Annotated in this window: 17 protein-coding genes; 6 read left to right on the forward strand and 11 right to left on the reverse strand. The window is 66.3% G+C overall.

What is annotated here, in order from left to right; translation table 11 throughout:
* Positions 1-7: 7 nt before the first annotated feature.
* The 4 genes from BSZ14_RS09375 to dusB form a co-directional block, all read right to left on the reverse strand.
* Positions 8-2,242, reverse strand: coding sequence for a sensor histidine kinase NtrY-like (locus BSZ14_RS09375; protein ID WP_241823705.1), 2,235 nt, complete (start codon positions 2,240-2,242; stop codon positions 8-10).
* A 64-nt stretch (positions 2,243-2,306) separates the two neighbouring features.
* Positions 2,307-3,761 carry a nitrogen regulation protein NR(I) gene (gene ntrC / locus BSZ14_RS09380; RefSeq protein WP_076710711.1) on the reverse strand — a complete coding sequence of 485 codons (1,455 nt, stop codon included), beginning with the start codon at positions 3,759-3,761 and terminating at the stop codon, positions 2,307-2,309.
* Positions 3,762-3,771: 10 nt separating this feature from the next.
* Positions 3,772-4,839, reverse strand: a complete 1,068-nt coding sequence (locus tag BSZ14_RS09385) for a two-component system sensor histidine kinase NtrB (RefSeq protein WP_076710712.1) — start codon at positions 4,837-4,839, stop codon at positions 3,772-3,774.
* Positions 4,823-5,824 (reverse strand): tRNA dihydrouridine synthase DusB, encoded by a 1,002-nt coding sequence (gene dusB, locus BSZ14_RS09390; protein WP_076710735.1) that lies wholly within the window; start codon positions 5,822-5,824, stop codon positions 4,823-4,825. Before dusB ends, BSZ14_RS09385 begins: the two co-directional genes overlap by 17 nt.
* Before the next feature lie 92 nt (positions 5,825-5,916).
* Here dusB and BSZ14_RS09395 point away from each other — a divergent pair, with 92 nt between their 5' ends.
* Genes BSZ14_RS09395 through BSZ14_RS09405 form a run of 3 tightly spaced genes read left to right on the forward strand, consistent with a single transcriptional unit; the run spans position 5,917 to position 8,101 of the window.
* Entirely contained in the window at positions 5,917-7,077 is a 1,161-nt protein-coding gene (locus BSZ14_RS09395) for a bifunctional 2-C-methyl-D-erythritol 4-phosphate cytidylyltransferase/2-C-methyl-D-erythritol 2,4-cyclodiphosphate synthase (RefSeq protein ID WP_076710713.1), read from the forward strand.
* Positions 7,074-7,601 (forward strand): hypothetical protein, encoded by a 528-nt coding sequence (locus tag BSZ14_RS09400; protein WP_076710714.1) that lies wholly within the window; start codon positions 7,074-7,076, stop codon positions 7,599-7,601. The genes BSZ14_RS09395 and BSZ14_RS09400 overlap by 4 nt, the downstream gene beginning before the upstream one ends.
* Positions 7,601-8,101 (forward strand): CinA family protein, encoded by a 501-nt coding sequence (locus BSZ14_RS09405; RefSeq protein WP_076710715.1) that lies wholly within the window; start codon positions 7,601-7,603, stop codon positions 8,099-8,101. The genes BSZ14_RS09400 and BSZ14_RS09405 overlap by 1 nt, the downstream gene beginning before the upstream one ends.
* Here BSZ14_RS09405 and BSZ14_RS09410 read toward each other — a convergent pair.
* Both BSZ14_RS09410 and lipA read right to left on the reverse strand, forming a co-directional pair.
* Complete coding sequence (locus tag BSZ14_RS09410; RefSeq protein ID WP_042482319.1) at positions 8,062-8,520, reverse strand: type II toxin-antitoxin system RatA family toxin; 459 nt, start codon at positions 8,518-8,520, stop codon at positions 8,062-8,064. The genes BSZ14_RS09405 and BSZ14_RS09410 overlap by 40 nt on opposite strands.
* Entirely contained in the window at positions 8,520-9,443 is a 924-nt protein-coding gene (gene lipA / locus BSZ14_RS09415) for a lipoyl synthase (protein WP_076710736.1), read from the reverse strand. Before lipA ends, BSZ14_RS09410 begins: the two co-directional genes overlap by 1 nt.
* 152 nt (positions 9,444-9,595) lie before the next feature.
* Here lipA and BSZ14_RS09420 point away from each other — a divergent pair, with 152 nt between their 5' ends.
* Positions 9,596-10,252: a carbonic anhydrase gene (locus tag BSZ14_RS09420; RefSeq protein WP_076710716.1), complete on the forward strand. Its 657-nt coding sequence runs from the start codon at positions 9,596-9,598 to the stop codon at positions 10,250-10,252.
* A gap of 90 nt (positions 10,253-10,342) precedes the next feature.
* Here BSZ14_RS09420 and aspS read toward each other — a convergent pair whose 3' ends face one another.
* Positions 10,343-12,154, reverse strand: a complete 1,812-nt coding sequence (gene aspS, locus BSZ14_RS09425) for an aspartate--tRNA ligase (protein ID WP_042482582.1) — start codon at positions 12,152-12,154, stop codon at positions 10,343-10,345.
* A 138-nt stretch (positions 12,155-12,292) separates the two neighbouring features.
* Here aspS and rnd point away from each other — a divergent pair, with 138 nt between their 5' ends.
* Both rnd and BSZ14_RS09435 read left to right on the forward strand, forming a co-directional pair.
* Positions 12,293-13,471 (forward strand): ribonuclease D, encoded by a 1,179-nt coding sequence (gene rnd / locus BSZ14_RS09430; RefSeq protein WP_042482323.1) that lies wholly within the window; start codon positions 12,293-12,295, stop codon positions 13,469-13,471.
* Complete coding sequence (locus BSZ14_RS09435; RefSeq protein WP_042482326.1) at positions 13,468-13,755, forward strand: I78 family peptidase inhibitor; 288 nt, start codon at positions 13,468-13,470, stop codon at positions 13,753-13,755. The genes rnd and BSZ14_RS09435 overlap by 4 nt, the downstream gene beginning before the upstream one ends.
* Here BSZ14_RS09435 and BSZ14_RS09440 read toward each other — a convergent pair.
* From BSZ14_RS09440 to BSZ14_RS09455, 4 genes are read right to left on the reverse strand one after another with little or no spacing between them, the layout of a single operon-like run.
* Positions 13,742-15,214 (reverse strand): Ppx/GppA family phosphatase, encoded by a 1,473-nt coding sequence (locus BSZ14_RS09440; protein ID WP_076710717.1) that lies wholly within the window; start codon positions 15,212-15,214, stop codon positions 13,742-13,744. The genes BSZ14_RS09435 and BSZ14_RS09440 overlap by 14 nt on opposite strands.
* 17 nt (positions 15,215-15,231) lie before the next feature.
* Entirely contained in the window at positions 15,232-17,397 is a 2,166-nt protein-coding gene (locus tag BSZ14_RS09445) for an RNA degradosome polyphosphate kinase (protein WP_042482332.1), read from the reverse strand.
* A gap of 17 nt (positions 17,398-17,414) precedes the next feature.
* Positions 17,415-18,023, reverse strand: coding sequence for an HdaA/DnaA family protein (locus tag BSZ14_RS09450; protein WP_042482335.1), 609 nt, complete (start codon positions 18,021-18,023; stop codon positions 17,415-17,417).
* Positions 18,020-19,279, reverse strand: coding sequence for a hypothetical protein (locus tag BSZ14_RS09455; RefSeq protein WP_076710718.1), 1,260 nt, complete (start codon positions 19,277-19,279; stop codon positions 18,020-18,022). Before BSZ14_RS09455 ends, BSZ14_RS09450 begins: the two co-directional genes overlap by 4 nt.
* Positions 19,280-19,320 lie beyond the last annotated feature (41 nt).

Genomic DNA, 19,320 nt, shown 5'->3' on the forward strand with positions numbered 1-19,320 from the left:
GATCTTTTTACGTCCGGGTACGAGTCAAAGCGGTGAGCTGGCCCTCCCCAGCCAGTTCGGGTTCGGCGCCTCCCTGATCCAGCGCCGCCAGAGCACCGGCGTCGAACATCATCGAAACGATGGTCCCACCAGCGGGATTGTCGGAAAAGCCGATCGTGCCGGCATGTTCCGCAATGATCTTGTTGACGATGGCGAGGCCCAGTCCGGTGCCGCGCGCGCGCGTCGTCATATAGGGCTCGATGATCCGGTCGCGTTCGGGCGGCAGGCCGATGCCATTGTCGGTCACCGTGATGGTGACCATGCCACCCTGCTGGCCAACCGTCATCACGACTTCGCCGCCCGCCATGCCTTCGGGCCGGGATTCAATGGCTTCCACCGCGTTCTTGACGATGTTGGTCAGCGCCTGGCTCATCTGGCGACGGTCGCAGACCAGCGTGGGAGCGGGTTCTTCCTGATCGAGCTGGAACCGCACCTCGGGATGTGCCACCTCGTGCAGGAACATCGCCTGGGCACAGATATCGGCGATCGCCTCTTCGCGGAACACGGGCTTGGGCATCCGTGCGAAGGATGAAAACTCGTCGACCATCCGGCGCAGATCGCCGACCTGGCGGACGATCGTCTCGGTCAGGCGGCCGAAGGTGGGATCTTCCGGCCCGATGACCTTGCCATAGCGGCGCTGGAGCCGTTCGGCGGCAAGCTGGATCGGGGTCAGGGGGTTCTTGATCTCATGCGCGATGCGGCGCGCCACGTCCGACCAGGCGGCGCGGCGCTGGTCGAGCAATTGCTGGGTTATGTCGTCAAAGGTCAGAATGGGGCCGTCGCCGGTCTGGGCTATCCGCACCGCAAGCGTGCGCATATCGCCATTCAGCTCCACCTGCACCGTGGCTTCGCGTCGCCCCTGGTCGAGCAGCTCGTCCAGCTCGGGTGCGACCTCGCCCAACTTCCGCCCGACCAATCCACCCTGGTCCGCGCCCAGCAGGATGTCGGCCGAATTGTTCGCGATCCGCACCTGCCGATCGCGCCCGATCGCCACGACGCCCGCGGAAACGCCCGCCATCACCGCCTCGATCAGCGCGCGCCGGTTGTTGAGCTGGGCGTTGGCCGTCACCAGCTCGGTATTCTGGCGCTCCAGCTGGCCGGTCATCTGGTTGAAGGCGTTGGCGAGCGTCCCGACCTCGTCACGGGTCCTGGGATCGGGCACGCGTGCGGTCAGGTCACCGCCCGCGATCCGCCGCGCGGCGTCGACCAGCTCGCCCACGGGACGGACGAGGCGATCCGCCACCGCCAGGGCGATCCAGACTGCGATGCCCACGATCAGCAAGGCGATCGCGAACAGGACGAGGTTGAACTTCAGCTGGAGCGACCGGGCACGCCCCTGGAGCGCGCGATAATCGTCGAAGACATCCTCGGCGGCGAAATGCTGCTTGCTCAGGAATTCGGCATTCACCGGCGTGCCGATATAAAGCATCAGGCCATTGCCCTCGGGAAGAGGGGTGACCACCCAGACGCGCTGCTCATTGATGCCGACCTCGGGACGGCTCAGCTTGCTCGCCTGCTGGATCATTTCCGGCGTCACCAGCTCGCGAAAGGTCGTGTCCGAAGGCTGGTTGAAGAAGTCGTAGAATTTGAAGCCCTGCTTGGGGTCGTAGGAGAAGAGGACCGACTCCACCGTGTCGCGCACGACCGTCTGCTGGACGAGATAGTCATGGAAATCGCGCCGGTTCTCGCGCAGCGCGGGCAGGTTGCGGCCGAGATCCTGCGACATGGCCCGCCCGGTATCGACCCAGCGCTTGATGATCTGCTGCTGGGACTGGCGGGCGATATCCATCGCGTCGCCGAAGGCCTGGCGCGCGCGGTCGGAAATCCAGAATTCGGCCGAGGACTGGAACAGGACGGAAGCGGTGACGACGGTCAACAGGATCGGAATGCTCGCCGTCAGCGAGAACAGTGCCACCAATCGGACATGAAGCCGTCCACCACCGCCGACCGGCGACTGGGCCGCCCGCCGCATCGCCACCCGCCGACCGAGCAGCATCAGCAGCAGCACACCGGGCACCAGATTGAGCGCCAGCAAGCCCGCCATCACCGGCGGGGCGATCAGGCCCTGCGCATCATGGCGACTGTCGATATAGACATAGGTGCCGACCGCCACCGCGACCGCCCCCAGAATGACCGCGACCTCCATGACCGGAGTGACCGCGAAGCGAGAGCGCGGCCCTTCGGCAGGTTCAGCGGTCTTCACGGACGCCAACATCGTTGCAACCGTACAACGTGAAGCGTGTCCTGCAAGCCACAATTCGTGAAAATTATGTCAAGGCCTCGCCGCCTTCGTCATCGCCGTTGACCGGGATGTTGAGCGTATCAAGCCGCTTGCGCAGGGTATTGCGATTGATCCCCATGGCGCGGGCGGCGCGAAGCTGGTTGCCGCCATGGCGTGCCAGCATCGCCTCGATCAAGGGGCGTTCGACCTCGCCGATGATCCGGTCATAAAGCGTGCCGTCATCCAGCGAAGTCGGATGCGCCATGGCAAGCCGCGCGATATAGGCGCGCACCGCCGCCGACAGGTCGCCATCGGCGGCCCCGGCTCCGACCGATCCAGAGGCCGACCGCGCCTCGCCCAATATGGTCCGCACCGCCTCAGCATCGATCACCTCGTCGCGCGCGAGCACGGCGAGACGACGCATCATATTCTCCAGCTCTCGGACATTGCCCGGCCAGTCATGGGTGACCAGCACGTCGAGCGCATGGGTATCGATCCGGCGCTTGGGCAGGCCCTGGAGCGCGGCATTCTCCAGGAAGTGCCGGGCGAGCAGCGGAATATCCTGCCGCCGTTCGCGAAGCGCCGGCAAGGCGATCGGCACGACGTTCAGGCGGTAGAACAGATCCTCGCGGAACTGGCCCGAGGCGACCTGCTGGCTGAGGTCACGGTTGGTCGCCGCCACGATGCGGACATCGGTGCGGATCGTCCGTGCGCCGCCGACCGTCGTGAACTCCCCCGATTGCAGGACGCGCAGCAGGCGGGTCTGCGCCTCCATCGGCATGTCGCCGATCTCGTCGAGGAACAGCGTACCGCCCGCCGCCTGCTCGAACCGGCCCGCGTTGCGCTGGGCCGCGCCGGTAAAGGCACCGCGTTCGTGACCGAACAGCTCGGCCTCGATAAGCTCGCGCGGGATCGCGGCCATGTTGAGCGCGACGAAGGGCGCGGCGCGGCGGGGACCAAGGTCGTGGATCGCCCGGGCGACCAGTTCCTTGCCGGTCCCCGATTCGCCCGAGACGAGGACGGTCAGATCGGTCGACACGACGCGGGCGATCACACGGTACACGCCCTGCATGGCCTGTGACCGGCCGATCAGCGGCAGCGCGCGGTCATCCTCACCCAGCCCGTCCTCGACCAGCACACCGCGTCGGGCAAGCGCGCCCGCGACAGCATGGGTCAACGCGTCGAGATCGAAGGGTTTGGGCAGATACTCATATGCGCCCACTTCGGCTGCGCGGACTGCGGTGGTCAGGGTGTTCTGCGCCGATAGAATGATGATCGGCAGGGCGGGAAACCGCTCGGCGACGCCCCGGATATGATCGATCCCGTCGCCGTCCGGCAGGATCACGTCCGTGACCAGCACGTCCGGCGCGCCACCCGCAAGGATCCGGTCCAGCCGCGCCAGCGTCTCGACCGCCGTCACCTCATGCCCGGCCCGCCGCAGGGCCTGACCGACGACGGTACGGATGGCGGCGTCGTCATCGACGACGAGGACGTGGCTCATGATGGGCGGCTCATGGATGGGCTCTCGGCAGAAGCAGGCGGAGGACCGTCATTTCCGGCGTACCCTCCCTCGCATATTGGATGATCCCGCTCATGTCGCGGACGAGCTTGTCGACGAGCGCGAGGCCCAGCCCCTGCCCTTCGCGCCGCCCCGACACGAACGGGTCGAACAGATGGTCTACGATATCGGCGGGCGCGCCGGGGCCATTGTCGATCACGCAGATCTCGATCGGCAGCGGCAGACGGGGCCGCCCCTCCCCTGTGCTGACCGACATGCCATGGCGATAAGCGGTGGTCAGGACGATGTGCGGGTTGCGAACCGCACGAACGGCCTCGCGAGCATTTTTCAGCAAGTTGATGACGATCTGGAGCAGCGCGTCGCGATTGATCCGGGCCGGAGGCAGCGAGGGGTCGAACCGCTCCTCGATGGGAATGCCCCGCGCAAAGCCCGCCAGCGCAACGCCGCGGGCGTGGCCGAGCAGCGGATAGATATTCTCCGACGCCAGCGGCAGCGGCCGGGTATCGCTGAAATCCTGCATCCGGTCGATCAGCGCGGCGATGCGGTCCACCTCGGTCGTGATGAGCGTGGTCAGCTCGCCGCCATTCAGCAACTGCGCCGCACCCCGGATGCCCGACAGCGGGTTCTTGATCTCATGGGCCAGCATCGCGGCAGCACCGACCGCCGCCCGCGCGCCTGCGCTGCGATCGGACGCATGGGCCAGTCGCCGTGAAGGGGCGGCACTATGCAAGGTGATGGCACGCCAGCCGGGATAATCCGGGATTTGCGCCTCGACGAAATCGACGCGGATTTTCGGCCCGTGCGGTATGGCGATCACAGTGTCATAGACGGCAAAGCCATGCCCGTCGCGGCTGCGTGGCGCATCGGGCGGCGGCAGGATCGCGGCGAGCGGCTGCCCGATCATCAACCGCTCGGACAGGTTGAGCAGTTGCTCGGCCAGTCCATTGGCATGGGCGATGCGATCGTCGGGATCGACCACGACCACAGCGACCGGCAGCGCGGCGAACAACGCGCCGAAGCCGGGCCGACCGTGGCCCGCCGTGTCAGGCAGCCGCTGCAAGCTCGATCTGCGGCATGTAGAAATCGTACAGCATCGCCTTGACCCGCTCGGCGCTGGCCTCGTGGTTCACCGTGTTGCGGAACTCGGCCGACCCGTGCAGGCCACGCGTGTACCAGCCGATATGCTTGCGGGCCATGTTGACGCCCGTCTCGGTGCCATAATGGTCGAGCATCGCGTCATAATGCTCGGTAACGGCACGATATTGTTCGTCGAGCCTCGGGTCGTCCTGGCGTTCGCCGGTGGCGAACCAGTGCATCACCTGACCCAGCAGCCAAGGACGGCCATAGGCGCCGCGCCCGATCATGATGCCGTCCGCCCCCGACTGGTCGAGCGCCTTGTCGGCATCGTCGATCGAGCAGATATCGCCATTGGCGATGACGGGGATCGACACCGCATCCTTGACGTTGCGGATGAACGCCCAGTCGGCGCTGCCCTTGTACATCTGGTTGCGGGTGCGGCCATGGACGGTGATCATCTTGACCCCGATATCCTCGGCGATGCGAGACAGCTCGGGCGCGTTCAGGCTGTCATGGCACCAGCCCATCCGCATCTTCAGCGTGACGGGGACATCGACCGCCTTGACGGTCGCCTCGATGATCGCCGAAGCCAGCTTCAGGTCGCGCATCAGCGCCGAACCTGCGTCGCCGTTGACGACCTTGCGTACCGGGCAGCCCATATTGATGTCGATGATCGCGGCGCCGCGATCGGCGTTCAACTTGGCAGCCTCGCCCATCTCATACGGGGTGCAGCCGACCAGCTGCATCGACACCGGCTCTTCCAGCGGATGCCATGCGGCCTTCTGGATCGACTGGCGCGTTTCGCGGATCGCGGCCTGGCTGGCGATCATCTCGGTGACGTTGAGACCCGAGCCATAGCGGCGGACGAGCGTGCGGAAGGGCATGTCGGTGACGCCGGTCATCGGTGCCAGCACGACGGGGCTGTCGATCGTCACCGGACCGACCTGGATGGGAGCGAGGTTACGCATCATACTGCCTGAAAATTAAGCAGCCCCCATACGGGAATGGGGCCAACATGGCAAGATTGGCGAGCGCCGTCAAAAGCCGCTAGGCGGACGACATGAGCCAGGATGGAAAGATCGCGGCACTGATCGTCGCGGCGGGCGGGGGTTCCCGCATGGGTGGCGGCATGCCGAAGCAGTTTCGCGAACTCGGTGGACGGCCGATGCTTGCCTGGAGCCACGCCGCCTTCGCCTCGCACCCTGCCGTCGACACCGTCCTGACGGTGGTCGCGGAGGGGCAGATGGATCGTGCCCAGTCGATCCTACCCGGCGCGTGGGTGGAGGCGGGCGGCGCCAGTCGGCGGGAATCGGTAGCGCGCGGGCTTCGTCACCTCGCGTTGAACGGCGTGACGCGGGTGCTGATCCATGACGCCGCGCGTCCGTTCCTGTCGGCAGACGTCATCGACCGCGTGCTGGCGGGGCTCGAGTCCGCCGATGGCGCGATACCTGTCCTGCCCGTTGCCGACACGCTCGCCAGATCGCTGGACGATGCCTTGGGCGAGATCGTCCCCCGCGACGGGTTGGTCCGCGTCCAGACCCCCCAGGGTTTCCAACTGCAAGCCGTGATCGCCGCCCACGCCGCCTGGCCCGCCGAAGCGGAAGCGACGGACGACGCACAGATGGTGCGACGGCTTGGCGGGCGCGTCGCTTTGGTGCAGGGCGATCCCATGCTCGAGAAAATCACTTATCCCGACGACATGACCGGCGCCGATATGCGCCTGACCTGGGAAACCCGGACCGCGATGGGCTATGACGTCCACCGGCTGGAGGATGGCGAGGAATTGTGGCTCGGCGGCGTGCTGATCCCGCACCAGCAGGGGTTGTCGGGTCATAGCGATGCGGACGTCGCGCTCCACGCGCTGACCGATGCACTGCTGGGCACGATCGCGGCAGGCGATATCGGCACCCACTTCCCCCCCAGCGATCCGCAGTGGAAGGGTGCCGAGTCGGGCCAGTTCCTGCAGCACGCGGCCAAGCTGATCGCCGACCAGGGCGGCCGGATCGATTTCGTCGACCTGACCATCATCTGCGAAGCACCCAAGATCGGCCCGCACCGCGCCGCCATGGTCGAGCGGATCGCGGGTCTGCTGAACATCGCCCAGAGCCGGGTCAGCCTGAAGGCCACGACGACCGAGCGTCTGGGCTTTACCGGGCGTGGCGAGGGCATCGCGACCCAGGCAGTGGCGACCGTCCGCCTGCCGGGCGGGGCAGAGGCATGAAACGGCTGGGTCTGATCGTCGCACTCGCCGCACTGGCCGCGCCGGAGATGGCGACGGCCCAGCGGGCCTGCATCACCGCGCCCGAGGCGGAAGCGATGACGCTGGTCGCCATGCCCGACATATTGCACGAGACGGGACGGGTCTGCGGCGCACGACTACCCGCGAGCAGCCTGATCCGGGGCAATGGCACGCTGATCTCGAAATATGAAGGCGCGGCAGACCAGGCGTGGCCGACGGCTCGCGCCGCCATCGTCAAGCTGTCCGATCCGGCGATCGATACGCTGCTTCAGTCGGATTATGCCCGACCGCTGCTGACGTCACTGCTCGTGCCCTTCATCGTGGGGCGCATCGGACTGGAGGATTGCGGGACGATCGACAGGCTCGTGACCCAGTTGGCTCCCCTGCCGCCGCGCAACATGGCGTCGGTCGTCGTGACCGCGCTGCAATATCTGAAGACCGAAAAGGCGCGCGGACGGCAGGTTGCCGTGCCCGACCTTCCACTCTGCACCAACGGAAATCGCTGATGGACGTGCTTCTTCCCCGCGAACTGGTCGAACTGGCCGAACGGGTGGTCATCGCCAATCGTGCGGCCGGTCGGCGTGTCACCGTGGCCGAGAGCTGCACCGGCGGGCTGGTTTCGGCGGCCCTGACCGAAATCCCCGGTTCGTCGGATGTGGTCGAGGCGGGCTTCGTCACCTATTCGAACCAGGCCAAGATCGCGCTGCTGAACGTCAACCCCGAAGTCATCGAGACGTTCGGCGCGGTGTCGACGGCGACCGCCTGGGGCATGGCACGGGGCGCCCTGGCCGCGACCGAGGCGGACGTCGCCGTCGCCATTACCGGTGTCGCAGGCCCCGGCGGCGGCACGGCCAAGAAGCCGGTCGGCACCGTCGTGTTCGCCCGCGCCCTACGCGGCGGCGACCCTGACGAAATGAAGGCCGAACGTCACGAATTCGGCGATATCGGTCGCGGCGCGATCCGGCTTCAGGCGGCGCTGCTGGCGCTGGAGCTGCTGCTGCCGTAAAGCCTCGCGGCGCGGTCCTCGAATGCGCCGATCATGCGGCGCAGCGCGGTGCCGAACACCTGCCCGGCCAGCATTTCGAACACGCGGTTCTTAAATGCGAAGTCGACGGTGAAATCGACCGCGCAGCCCTGTTCCTCGGGCCGGAAACGCCAGTTGTTGCGCAGATATTTGAGCGGCCCGTCGAGATATTCGACGTCGATCGCACCGGGCCGATCCTTGGTCACGCGGCTGGTGAAGGTCTCGCGCAGCCCCTTGAACCCGACGATCATGTCGGCCACCGTTTCGGTCGGCGTGTCCGAACGGACACGCATTGCCGAAACCCAGGGCAGGAATTCCGGATAGCGCGCCACGTCGGCGACCAGGTCGAACATCTGCTCCGGCGTATAGGGCAGATGCCGCGTCTCGCTATGCTTGGGCATCAGCGCGCGCTTGCGAGCTTCGCCTCGCGCGCGGCGCGCATCCGCTCGAAATCGTCGCCCGCGTGATAGCTGGACCGGGTCAGCGGCGAACTGGCGACCAGCAGGAAGCCCTTGGCCCGCGCGATCGCGGCATAGGCGTCGAACGCCTTGGGTGTCACGAACTCGGCAACCTTGGCGTGGCGCGGCGTCGGCTGGAGATACTGGCCCATGGTCAGGAAATCGATATCGGCCGAACGCATGTCGTCCATCACCTGATGGACCTCCAGCCGCTCCTCGCCCAGGCCAAGCATCACGCCCGACTTGGTGAAGATCGACGGATCATGGCGCTTCACGCTCTCCAGCAGGCGCAGCGACGCATAATAGCGCGCGCCCGGCCGGATCGTCGGATAGAGGCGTGGGACCGTTTCCAGATTATGGTTGTAGACGTCCGGCCGTGCCTCGACGATCGACTCGATCGCGGCCTGCGCCTTGTTCCGGAAATCGGGGGTCAGGATCTCGATCGTCGTATCGGGCGTCGTGCGGCGCAGCGCCTGGATCACCTTCACGAACTGCGACGCGCCGCCATCGGGCAGGTCGTCCCGATCGACCGAGGTGACGACGATATGCTTCAGCCCCATCTGCGCGGCGGCGTCCGCCACATTCTGCGGCTCCATCGCATCGACCTTGCGCGGCATGCCCGTCTTCACGTTGCAGAAGGCGCAGGCGCGGGTGCAGGTATCGCCCAGGATCATGACGGTCGCGTGCTTCTTCGACCAGCATTCCCCGATGTTGGGGCACGCCGCTTCTTCGCACACGGTCGTCAGGCTCTTGGCACGCATCAGCTCGCGGGTCGCGGCGAAACCGGCGCTCGTCGGGGCCTTGACGCGGATCCAGTCCGGCTTGCGCGCGCGCACCGGCGCGGCCAACGGTGTCAACTCGTTCATGCCCGCGAAATAGCGATGCTGCCCGCCCGACACAATGCCCACGAACACAGCCAGCATATCTCTGGACAGACACATTTTGATATGGAACCGAAACGGCCATGCTCGGGTTCGCCTGCTACAGCATCGTTTCCTTATCTGGATAAGAGAGAGCAATGACCGACTTTAACGACCTCGTGGATGGCTATCAGCGCTTTCGGACCTCCGATTGGCGTCGCCAGCGCGACCGCTGGGCCGAGTTGAAGGAAGGCCAGAGCCCCAAGGTGATGGTCATCGCCTGCTCGGACAGCCGCGTCGATCCGGCGCAGATTTTCGACACCCTGCCCGGCGAAATCTTCGTCGTGCGTAACGTCGCCAACCTCGTTCCCCCGTTCGAGACGGGCGGCGGCCATCACGGCGTGTCGGCCGCGCTGGAATTCGCGGTGACGCAGCTGGAAGTGACCGATGTCGTCATCATGGGCCACGGCGCTTGCGGCGGCTGCAAGGCGGCGCTGACCCAGGGTTTCGCCCATGCTCCCCAGGGTGAAGGCGGTTTTGTCTCCGACTGGGTGAGCCTGCTCGACGGCGCTCGCGAGAAGGTTATCGCCAAGCATGGCGACGGTGCCGATGCCAATGCGATGCGCGAGATGGAGCTGGAATCGGTCCGTACCTCCATCGCGAACCTGCGTACTTTCCCCTTCGTCACCAAGCGTGAGGACGCGGGCAAGCTGACGCTGCGCGGCGCGTATTTCGCGATCGCCGACGGCGTGCTGCACCTGATGGACGAAAGCGGCGAGTTCAAGCCCGCCGCCCCGGCACTGACTGCGGCCTAAGAAACTCGGTCCGGGACCCGGACCCGAGACAAAAACAAGGGCGGACGCCGCATCCGGCGCCCGCCCTTTTTCTTACCCCGTCATTTGAGATCAGCCGGCCGAAGCGACGACCTGATCGACATCCTTCTTCGCTTCTGCCGTCGAGCGCAGCGACAGCTCGCGCATCTGCTTGTTGCTGGGCAGGCTGGGCGCGCCCATCAACAGGTCTTCGGCACGCTGGTTCATCGGGAACAGCGAGATTTCGCGCAGGTTCTGCGCACCGCAGATCAGCATGACGATGCGATCGACACCGGCGGCCATGCCACCATGCGGCGGTGCGCCATATTGGAAGGCGCGGTAGAGGCCGCCAAAACGCTCCTCGACATCCGCCTTGGACAGGCCGACCTTCTCGAACGCCGCGACCATCAACTCGGGCGACTGGTTGCGGATCGAACCCGACGCAATTTCGAAGCCGTTGCAGACCAGGTCATACTGATAGGCCTTCAGCGACAACGGATCGGCGGAGTTCAGCGCCTCCATGCCACCCTGCGGCATCGAGAAGGGGTTGTGCGCGAATTCGACCTTCTTCTCGTCCTCGTCCCACTCGTAGAAGGGGAAGTCGACGATCCAGCACAGGCGGAACGCGCCTTCCTCGATCAGGCCGAGCTGTTCGGCCACGCGGGTACGCGCGAGCCCTGCCAGCTTGGCCGCCGCCTCGACCTTGCCCGCCGCGAAGAACAGGCCGTCATCGGGACCGAGGCCAAGCGCGGCGTAGATCGCCTCCATGCCCTCGGTGCCATGGTTCTTGGCGATCGGACCGCCGAACTCGCCGCCCTTGCGGGTGACATAGCCCAGGCCCGCATGCCCCTCGGCGCGCGCCCACTCGTTCATCTCGTCGAAGAACTTGCGGCTCTTCTCCGCGGTCTTGGGCGCGGGGATCGCGCGGACGACGCCGCCCGAACCGACGATCTTCTCGAACAGGCCGAAGCCCGAAGTCGTGAAATGCTCGGAGACATCGGTGATGATCAGCGGGTTGCGCAGATCGGGCTTGTCGTTGCCGTACTTCAGCATCGACTCCGAATATGGGATGCGCGGGAACTGGCCGATCGGGGTGACGGTGCGGCCATCGGCGAACTTTTCGAAGATGCCGCCGATCACCGGCTCCATCGTCTCCCACACCTCTTCCTGGGTGACGAAGCTCATCTCCAGGTCGAGCTGGTAGAACTCGCCCGGCAGACGGTCGGCGCGCGGGTCCTCGTCGCGAAAGCAGGGCGCGATCTGGAAGTAACGGTCGAAACCCGCGACCATCAGCAGCTGCTTATACTGCTGCGGCGCCTGGGGCAGTGCGTAGAACTTGCCCGGATGGATACGGCTGGGCACCAGGAAGTCGCGCGCGCCCTCGGGCGACGATGCGGTCAGGATCGGGGTCGAATATTCGGTGAAGCCGCCTGCCTCCATGCGGCGACGCATGTCGGAGATCACCTGGGTCCGGCGGACGATGTTGGCGTGCAGCGTCTCGCGACGCAGGTCGAGGAAGCGGTAGCGCAGGCGGATGTCCTCAGGATATTCCTGCTCGCCCGCCACCGGCATCGGCAGTTCCTCGGCCGCCGACAACACGGTCGCGCCGCGTGCGAACACCTCGATCTCGCCGGTCGCCAGGTTGGCGTTGACGGTGCCCGCCGAGCGCGCCTTCACCACGCCGTCGATGGTCACGACCGACTCGACCCGGACGCTTTCCAGGATGGCAAGCGCGGGGGTGTCGCTGTCGGCGACGATCTGGGTGATGCCGTAATGGTCGCGCAGATCGACGAACAGCACGCCGCCATGATCGCGCTTGCGATGGACCCAGCCGGACAGGCGAACCGTCTCGCCGACCGCCTCAGCAGTCAGCGCGGCGCAGGTGTGGGTACGATAGGCGTGCATGGCGGACATTCTCTGTACGTCTGGGGAAAGTGCTGCCGCTTCCCCGCCCTACTGGTTTTTGTCAATCCTAATGTGCCCGAACGGGCTTCTCTCGCGTTCCTCTTTGTCAACCCGCGTGAGCCGGGCTATGTGCATGCGATGCACGTTCATCCGTTGATTACCGACAGCGCCACGCTCGCCAATCTCTGCGCCCGCCTCTCCCAGGCCGACTATGTGATGGTCGATACCGAGTTCATGCGCGAAAGCACCTATTGGCCAGAACTCTGCCTGATCCAGATCGCCGACACGCAAGAGGCCGCCGCGATCGATCCCAAGGCGCCGGGGCTGGACATGACCCCGCTGCTCGACCTGCTGGTCAACAATGACCAGGTGCTGAAGGTCTTCCATGCCGGTGGGCAGGATATCGAGATCATCTACAACCTGACCGGCAAGACCCCGCATCCGCTGTTCGATACCCAGATCGCGGCGATGGCGCTGGGTCAGGGCGAACAGATCGGTTATTCCAATCTGGTCGATAGCTGGCTGGGCATTTCGGTCGACAAGGGTGCGCGCTTCACGGACTGGTCACGCCGCCCGCTCGACCAGCGCCAGGTCGATTACGCCATCGGCGACGTCACCCATCTGGCGGCGATCTTCCCCAAGATGCTGGAGCGTCTGCGCAAGACCGGGCGCGGCGCGTGGCTGGACCAGGAAATGGAGCGGCTGGCCGACCCGGCGCACTATGCCAACGACCCTGACGTGGCGTGGAAGCGTGTCCGCGTCTCGGGCCGCAAGCCCGACATGCTCGGCCGCCTGAAGGCGCTGGCCCGCTGGCGCGAGCTGGAGGCGCAAGCCAAGGACCTGCCGCGCGGCCGTATCGTCAAGGACGAGACGCTGGCCGACCTCGCCGGGCATCCGCCGCGCAAGCAGGCCGACCTCGCCAAGGTGCGCGGCCTGTCGGCGACCTGGGCGGGCAATGACATCGGTGCGCGCCTGATGGATGCGCTGGACGGTGCCGAACCGCTGGGCGCCGACGAACTGCCCGCGCGCGACGATCGCAAGCCGGGCATGGGTCGTGAGGGTGCGCTGGTCGCCGATCTCCTCAAGCTGCTGCTGAAAATCCGGGCGCGCGACATCGACGTGGCACCCCGTCTGCTGGCCCGTGCCGACGATCTGGAGATGCTGGCCGCCGGTGTGCGCTCCGGCCTGTCGGTGCTCGACGGCTGGCGGTTCGAGCAGTTCGGCCGCGACGCACTCGATCTGGTCGAGGGGCGCACCGGCTTTATCGTGAAGGGCGGCAAGTTGAAGATGGTTCGCACCGCCGAGGACGAAGCATGATACGCGCGGCGGCTCTCTTCGTTTTACTGCCGCTCGCGGCCTGCACGACGACGCCTGAGGTCGCAGGGCTGCCCGATATGTCTGGATGCGGCGATACCAAGGTGGCCAACCTAATCGGCAAGCACTGGACCGAGGCGCTCCGCGCGCCGACCCAGAAGCGCGCCGGCACGCAAAATCTGCGGGTCATCGCGCCGGGCGATGCGGTGACGATGGATTATCGACCCGACCGGCTGAACATCGAAACGGATGCGGACGGCCGGGTCGCTCGCCTCAAGTGCGGCTGAGCCGGACCGGCGTCTTGCCCAGCGCGGTCGCCAGCGTCGCATGGCGGCGCTCGACCGCCTCGCCATAAAAGCCCCGGTCGGCCTCCAGCATCTCCAGACCCAGGCGGCTGTCGTCCAGAACCAGGCCCGTCCGCTCCAGCGGCCCGGCCAGTCCGCCGCTCAATCGCTGGCCCAGCCGGATCGCCAGGCCCCAGCTCGTCGCGAGCTTCAACTGCGCGGGGCTGGCCAGTTCGGCGAGCGGCGACGGCACGTCCAGACCACCGCCCAGACTGGTATGGAGCGCCTGCGCCAGCATCGCCCGCGCCTCCGCATCGATGCCGACCCAATTGCCGTGCAGCGCGATCTCGACACCACGCTCGGCGCGGAATTCCGGGTTCGCCCGCCAGCCGACATCGGCGAGCAGGCAAGCCGCGTGACGCAGCCGTGCTTCCGCTGCCGCTTCCCCGGCGAACAGCGGCGCGATCCAGCTTTCCAGCAGATCGCCATGTTCGGGGAATCGACCGAGCAACCGCCCTTCCTCGCGCGCGGCGACGATCAACGGATCGAGCGCGCGGGTCTTCGCATCCAGCCCGCCATAGAGAAGACCTTCGCGAAGGCCGAAGGCGGACACCACGGTCGTGCTGCTACCCAGATGCTTGAGCAGCACGCTGAGCAGCGCGGTCGCATCGGCCAGCGTCGCGGCGCGGCTGGACGACAGTCCCTTCACCTCGCGCAGGCGGGCCTTGCTGAGATGCGGGATCGTCCGCGACAGGCGCAAAATGTCCAGCGGCGTCAGTTCGTAATGATGGATGATGGGCAACGGATAATCGGCCAGCGTCATGTCCAGCCGCGCCAGCGCGCGCCACGATCCACCGACAAGGTAGAAAGGCAGGCCACGCCCACGCCCTTCCCAGCCCGCGTCATCGATCAGGCGACCGATATGCCGCTCGAACGCCTTGCTGCCCTTCTCACGCAGCGCAGGAATGCGCAGCACGCCCAGCGGAAAGGACACCCGATCCTCGACGCCGCCCTCGCGGACGCGAACGAGTTCCAGGCTGCCGCCGCCCAGATCACCGACGATCCCGTCAGCATCGGGAATGGCGGAGAGAACCCCCTCCCCCGCCGCCTTGGCCTCCTGTTCGCCGGACAGGAGTTCGACCTCCAGCCCCAGCGACTCGGCACAGGCGATCAGTTCGCCGCCATTGGCCGCATCGCGCACCGCCGCCGTCGCGACCGTGCGGAGCGTGGTGACGCCCATTTCGCGCGCCAGGCTGGCGAAACGGGCCAGCGCGACCTGGGCCTTGACCAGCGAGGCCGGATCGATCGCCCCGGTCGCCGCCAGCCCTCGCCCAAGCCCGGCCATCACCTTTTCGTTGAACAGGATCGCGGGGAGGCGCGGCGGTCCCTGATAGACGACCAGCCGAACCGAGTTCGAGCCGATATCGATGATCGCCGTGCGCGGCGCGCGAGTGCCTGCCATGTCTCAGCGGTCGCTCGTCAACGCTGCCGCCGGAGCGACAGGGTCGGCACGGCCTTGCTGGTGTCGAGCGCGGCGCCGCGCCCGGAAAGCGAGGGATTGGTCATGAAATACCGATGCAGGTTGAAGGGGCGATCGCCGGGCTGGTCGCGGACATAGCTGCCGTCCGGCTCCAGTTCCCAACTCTGTTCATTGTCGAGCAGATTGGCGACCATCACCTGGTCCAGGATCTGGTCGTGGACGGTCGGGTTCAGGATCGGCAGCATATATTCGACACGCCGGTCGAAGTTGCGCGGCATCCAGTCGGCCGAGGAAATGAAGACCTTCGCCGCGTCATGGGGCAGAGCCTTGCCGTCGCCGAACGCCCAGATGCGGCTATGTTCCAGGAAGCGGCCGATGACCGACTTGACCCGGATATTCTCCGACATGCCCGGCACGCCAGGGCGCAGGCAGCAGATGCCGCGTACGATCAGGTCGATCTCGACCCCCGCGCCGCTCGCCTCGTACAGCTTCTCGATCACCTGCGGATCGACCAGCGAATTGACCTTCGCCCACAGGCTGCCGGTCCGTCCCGCACGGGCATGCGCGATCTCGGCGTCGATCAGCGCCATCAGGTTATGGCGCAGGTCGCGCGGCGAGAGGCTCACCCGGTTCATGGCCACGGGTTCGACATAGCCCGTGATGTAGTTGAACATCTGCGCCGCATCGCGGCCCAGCAGCGGATCGGCGGTGAAGAAGCTCAGATCGGTATAGATACGCGCGGTGATCGGATGGTAATTGCCCGTGCCGAAATGGCAGTAGGTGCGAAAATCGCTGCCCTCGCGCCGCACGACCATCGACACCTTGGCATGCGTCTTCCAGTCGATGAAGCCATAGACGACCTGCACGCCCGCCCTCTCCAAGGCGGAGGCCCAATACAGGTTCTGCTCTTCGTCGAAGCGCGCCTTCAGTTCGACGATCGCCGTCACCGACTTGCCCGCCTCGGCCGCCGCGATCAGCGCGTTGATGATCGCCGATTGCTTGCCCGCACGGTAGAGCGTCTGCTTGATTGCCACGACATCCGGGTCCGCCGCCGCCTGCTTCAGGAAGGCGATCACCACCTCGAACGTTTCATAGGGATGGTGGACGACGATGTCCTTGGCCTTGATCGCGGCAAAGCAGTCGCCCGCAAATTCCCGGATCCGCTCGGGAAATCGGGGTGCATAAGGCGGAAATTTCAGGTCGGGGCGATCCGAGTCGACCAGCGTGTCGAGATCGCCGATCCCCAGCATATTGCCGCTCTCGGTGATGATCGCATCCACGCCACCCAACTCGCCGCGCAGCACATCGGCCAGCTCGTCGGGCATGCCCGTCTCCAGCTCCAGCCGGATCACCCGCCCGCGCCGCCGCCGCTTGATGGCGTTGGCGAAATAGCGGACCAGATCCTCCGCCTCTTCCTCGATCTCGATATCGCTGTCGCGCAGCACGCGGAAGGTCGCGGCGCCATTGACCACATACCCCGGAAACAACAGCCCCGAGAAACGACGCAGGATCGTCTCGATCGAGACATAGCGCGCGCCCTCACCCGGCAGGCGAACGAAACGCGGCATGGTCGGCGGGATCATCACCAGCTCGCGAATCGGTGCCTTGTCCGACACGCGGGTCAGGTCGAAGATCATCGACAGGCCCTTGTTCGGGATGAACGGAAAGGGATGCGCCGGGTCGAGCGCCTGCGGGGTCAGGATCGGAAAGATCTGCTCGCGGACATGCGTCTCCAGCCAGGTGCTGGCCTCCGGGTCGATCGCATCGCGCCGGAGAACGAAGATGCCTGCCTCGTCCAGCAAATTGCGCAGGTCGCCCCAGACCTCCTGCTGGCTCGCCATCAGGCGGTCCGCCTCGGCAACGATGCCGCTCAGCTGCTGGCCCGGCGTCAGGCCGTCGACCGACCGCTGCTCGACATCCTGCGCTTGCTGTCCCTTGAGGCCCGCCACCCGGACCATGAAGAACTCGTCGAGATTCGATCCCGAGATCGACAGAAAGCGCAACCGCTCAAGCAGCGGGTGCGCCGTGTTGCAGGCCTCCTCCAGCACGCGGCGGTTGAAGGCCAGCCATGAAAGTTCGCGGTTGAAGTACCGCCCATTCGGCTCCGTCGCGAAATGATCGTCGTCGGGTTCTGACATTTGCGCGATATGGGCAGGACGGGTCATCGTGTCTCGCTTAGGGCTTACGGCTCGGCGATCAGACCGGCCGCGATCAGAGTGGAGCGTGCAAGGGGAATGGACAAGCGCGCGCGCCGTTCCATCGCCCCCTGGTCGAGCATATCCACCGCGCGGATGACAGAAAGGTGACTACGCTCGATCCGAAGCGTCAGCCACTCGATCAGATCGGGCCGCGCATCCAGGCCCCGCCGCTCGAACAGATGCTCGAACAGCCCGGCGACCAGTTCGTCGTCGGGCGCGCCGATCTCGGCCAGGCTGCTGTTCGCCAGGCGCGAGCGAAGGTCGGGCAGCTTCACCTGCCAGCGCGGCGGCGGCGAATCGGCGACGATCAGCAGTGGCAGCCGATCGGCCTGTGCCCGGTTCCAGGCGTGGAAGATCTGCACCTCGGGAACGCGCTCGGCATCGTCGATGATCGTGCCCCCGCTCTTGGCCGCGAAGATGCGCGCCAGCAGCGACCGGCCCGACTTGCGCGGGCCGGTGAGGATCGCGGCCATGGTCGGCCACGCTTCCCATTGTTCCAGCATCCGTGCCGCCATTCGGTTGGAATCGGTCAGCAGGAACGCATCGGATCGGGGGTCCGCCGGCCATTGCAGCGGCAGCGCCATCTGGTTCATCCGGTAATCACAGTATCCGCTGGAGGCACCGGCGCGGGCACTTGTGGAGCGCGCCGAATGCGAAGGGTGGTGCCCGATCCGGACACCTGAAGACCACGCTGTTCAAGCGCACGGCGAAGCTGATCGGGGTCGCCGTCATAGGTGACGGCCATGATCGACACGCCACCCAATGCCAGGCTGGTCGTACCGGCGCGCACCACGCCCGGGATGCCCCGGACGAGGCTTTCGGCATTGGCGACCGCGCTGGCGGTCGGCGCATCATATTGCAGCGTTACGGCGATTCCCGCTCCCGACGAGGCGATGGTCGCATCCAGCCCGGCAATCGGTTCCTCGCCCGGCGTCGCATCGTCGATGACCACGGCCTGCGACCTAGGCGGCGGGGCGAGCGTCGTATCGGGGTTTAGCGAACCGCTGGCCAGCGCCCTCTGATACAGCCCATCGAGGCGCGCGACGCCGGTATCCAGCAGCTGCGACAACCCGTCGGCGCTGCCGACACGCAAGGTGATCGTGCCAAGAAGGGTGTTGTCCGGCCCATGCCGCGCCTCGAACACGCCGATCACCGGGCCACCGGGCCATTGGCGATAGAGATGCACGACGGGGATCAGGATATCCGACGCGCCATATTGGTCCAGGATCAACCGCCACCAGCCACGCGAACGCCGCCCGACCTGCCCGGCATTCATCAGCAGCGGCTCGGCGCCGGTGCCCGATGGGCGTATATAGTCGATCGTGCTGTTCCCGGTCCGGAACCGAGCCCATGCCTGTTGCCAGGGCGTGCGCGCCTCGAACATCTGAGACACGCCGCCCGAAACTTGCAGCGGCATGACCAGCATCGGCGGCGAGCGATCGGCATAGGCCGACACGCCCAGCACCGATGCAGCGCGAACACGGTCGAACAACACGCCCAGCTTGGCGACATAGCGGGTCGGGCCGATCTGTTCATTCTCGACCACGATGCCGCTGACCAGCGAATCGAGCAGACCGTCCGACGCCGCGGTGCCGCCGCGGCCCAGGCGCTGGGCCAATATCGCCCAGGCTTTCCGCTGCGCGATCCGCCAGCCGCCGAGCCGCGCGGCTTCGGGCGTCTTGCCCGATACGTCGACCGCGACGCCGGTGACCTCATAGGAGCCGCCATTGTCGACCGGCGCGACGCCGCGCGTCTGTCCCTCGATCTGGGCGAGGACCGCGCCGCCCCCTATGCCAAGCCCGGCAAGGGCGGCCAGACCGGCCATGATGGAGGGCAATCGCAAACGCATCGCGGCCTTTTGGCGAAGCAGGCGTGGAAATCCAAGCGCGA

Origin of the sequence: Sphingomonas sp. Sph1(2015) (assembly GCF_001970915.1) — a bacterium.
Taxonomy (GTDB): Bacteria; Pseudomonadota; Alphaproteobacteria; order Sphingomonadales; family Sphingomonadaceae; genus Sphingomonas; species Sphingomonas parapaucimobilis.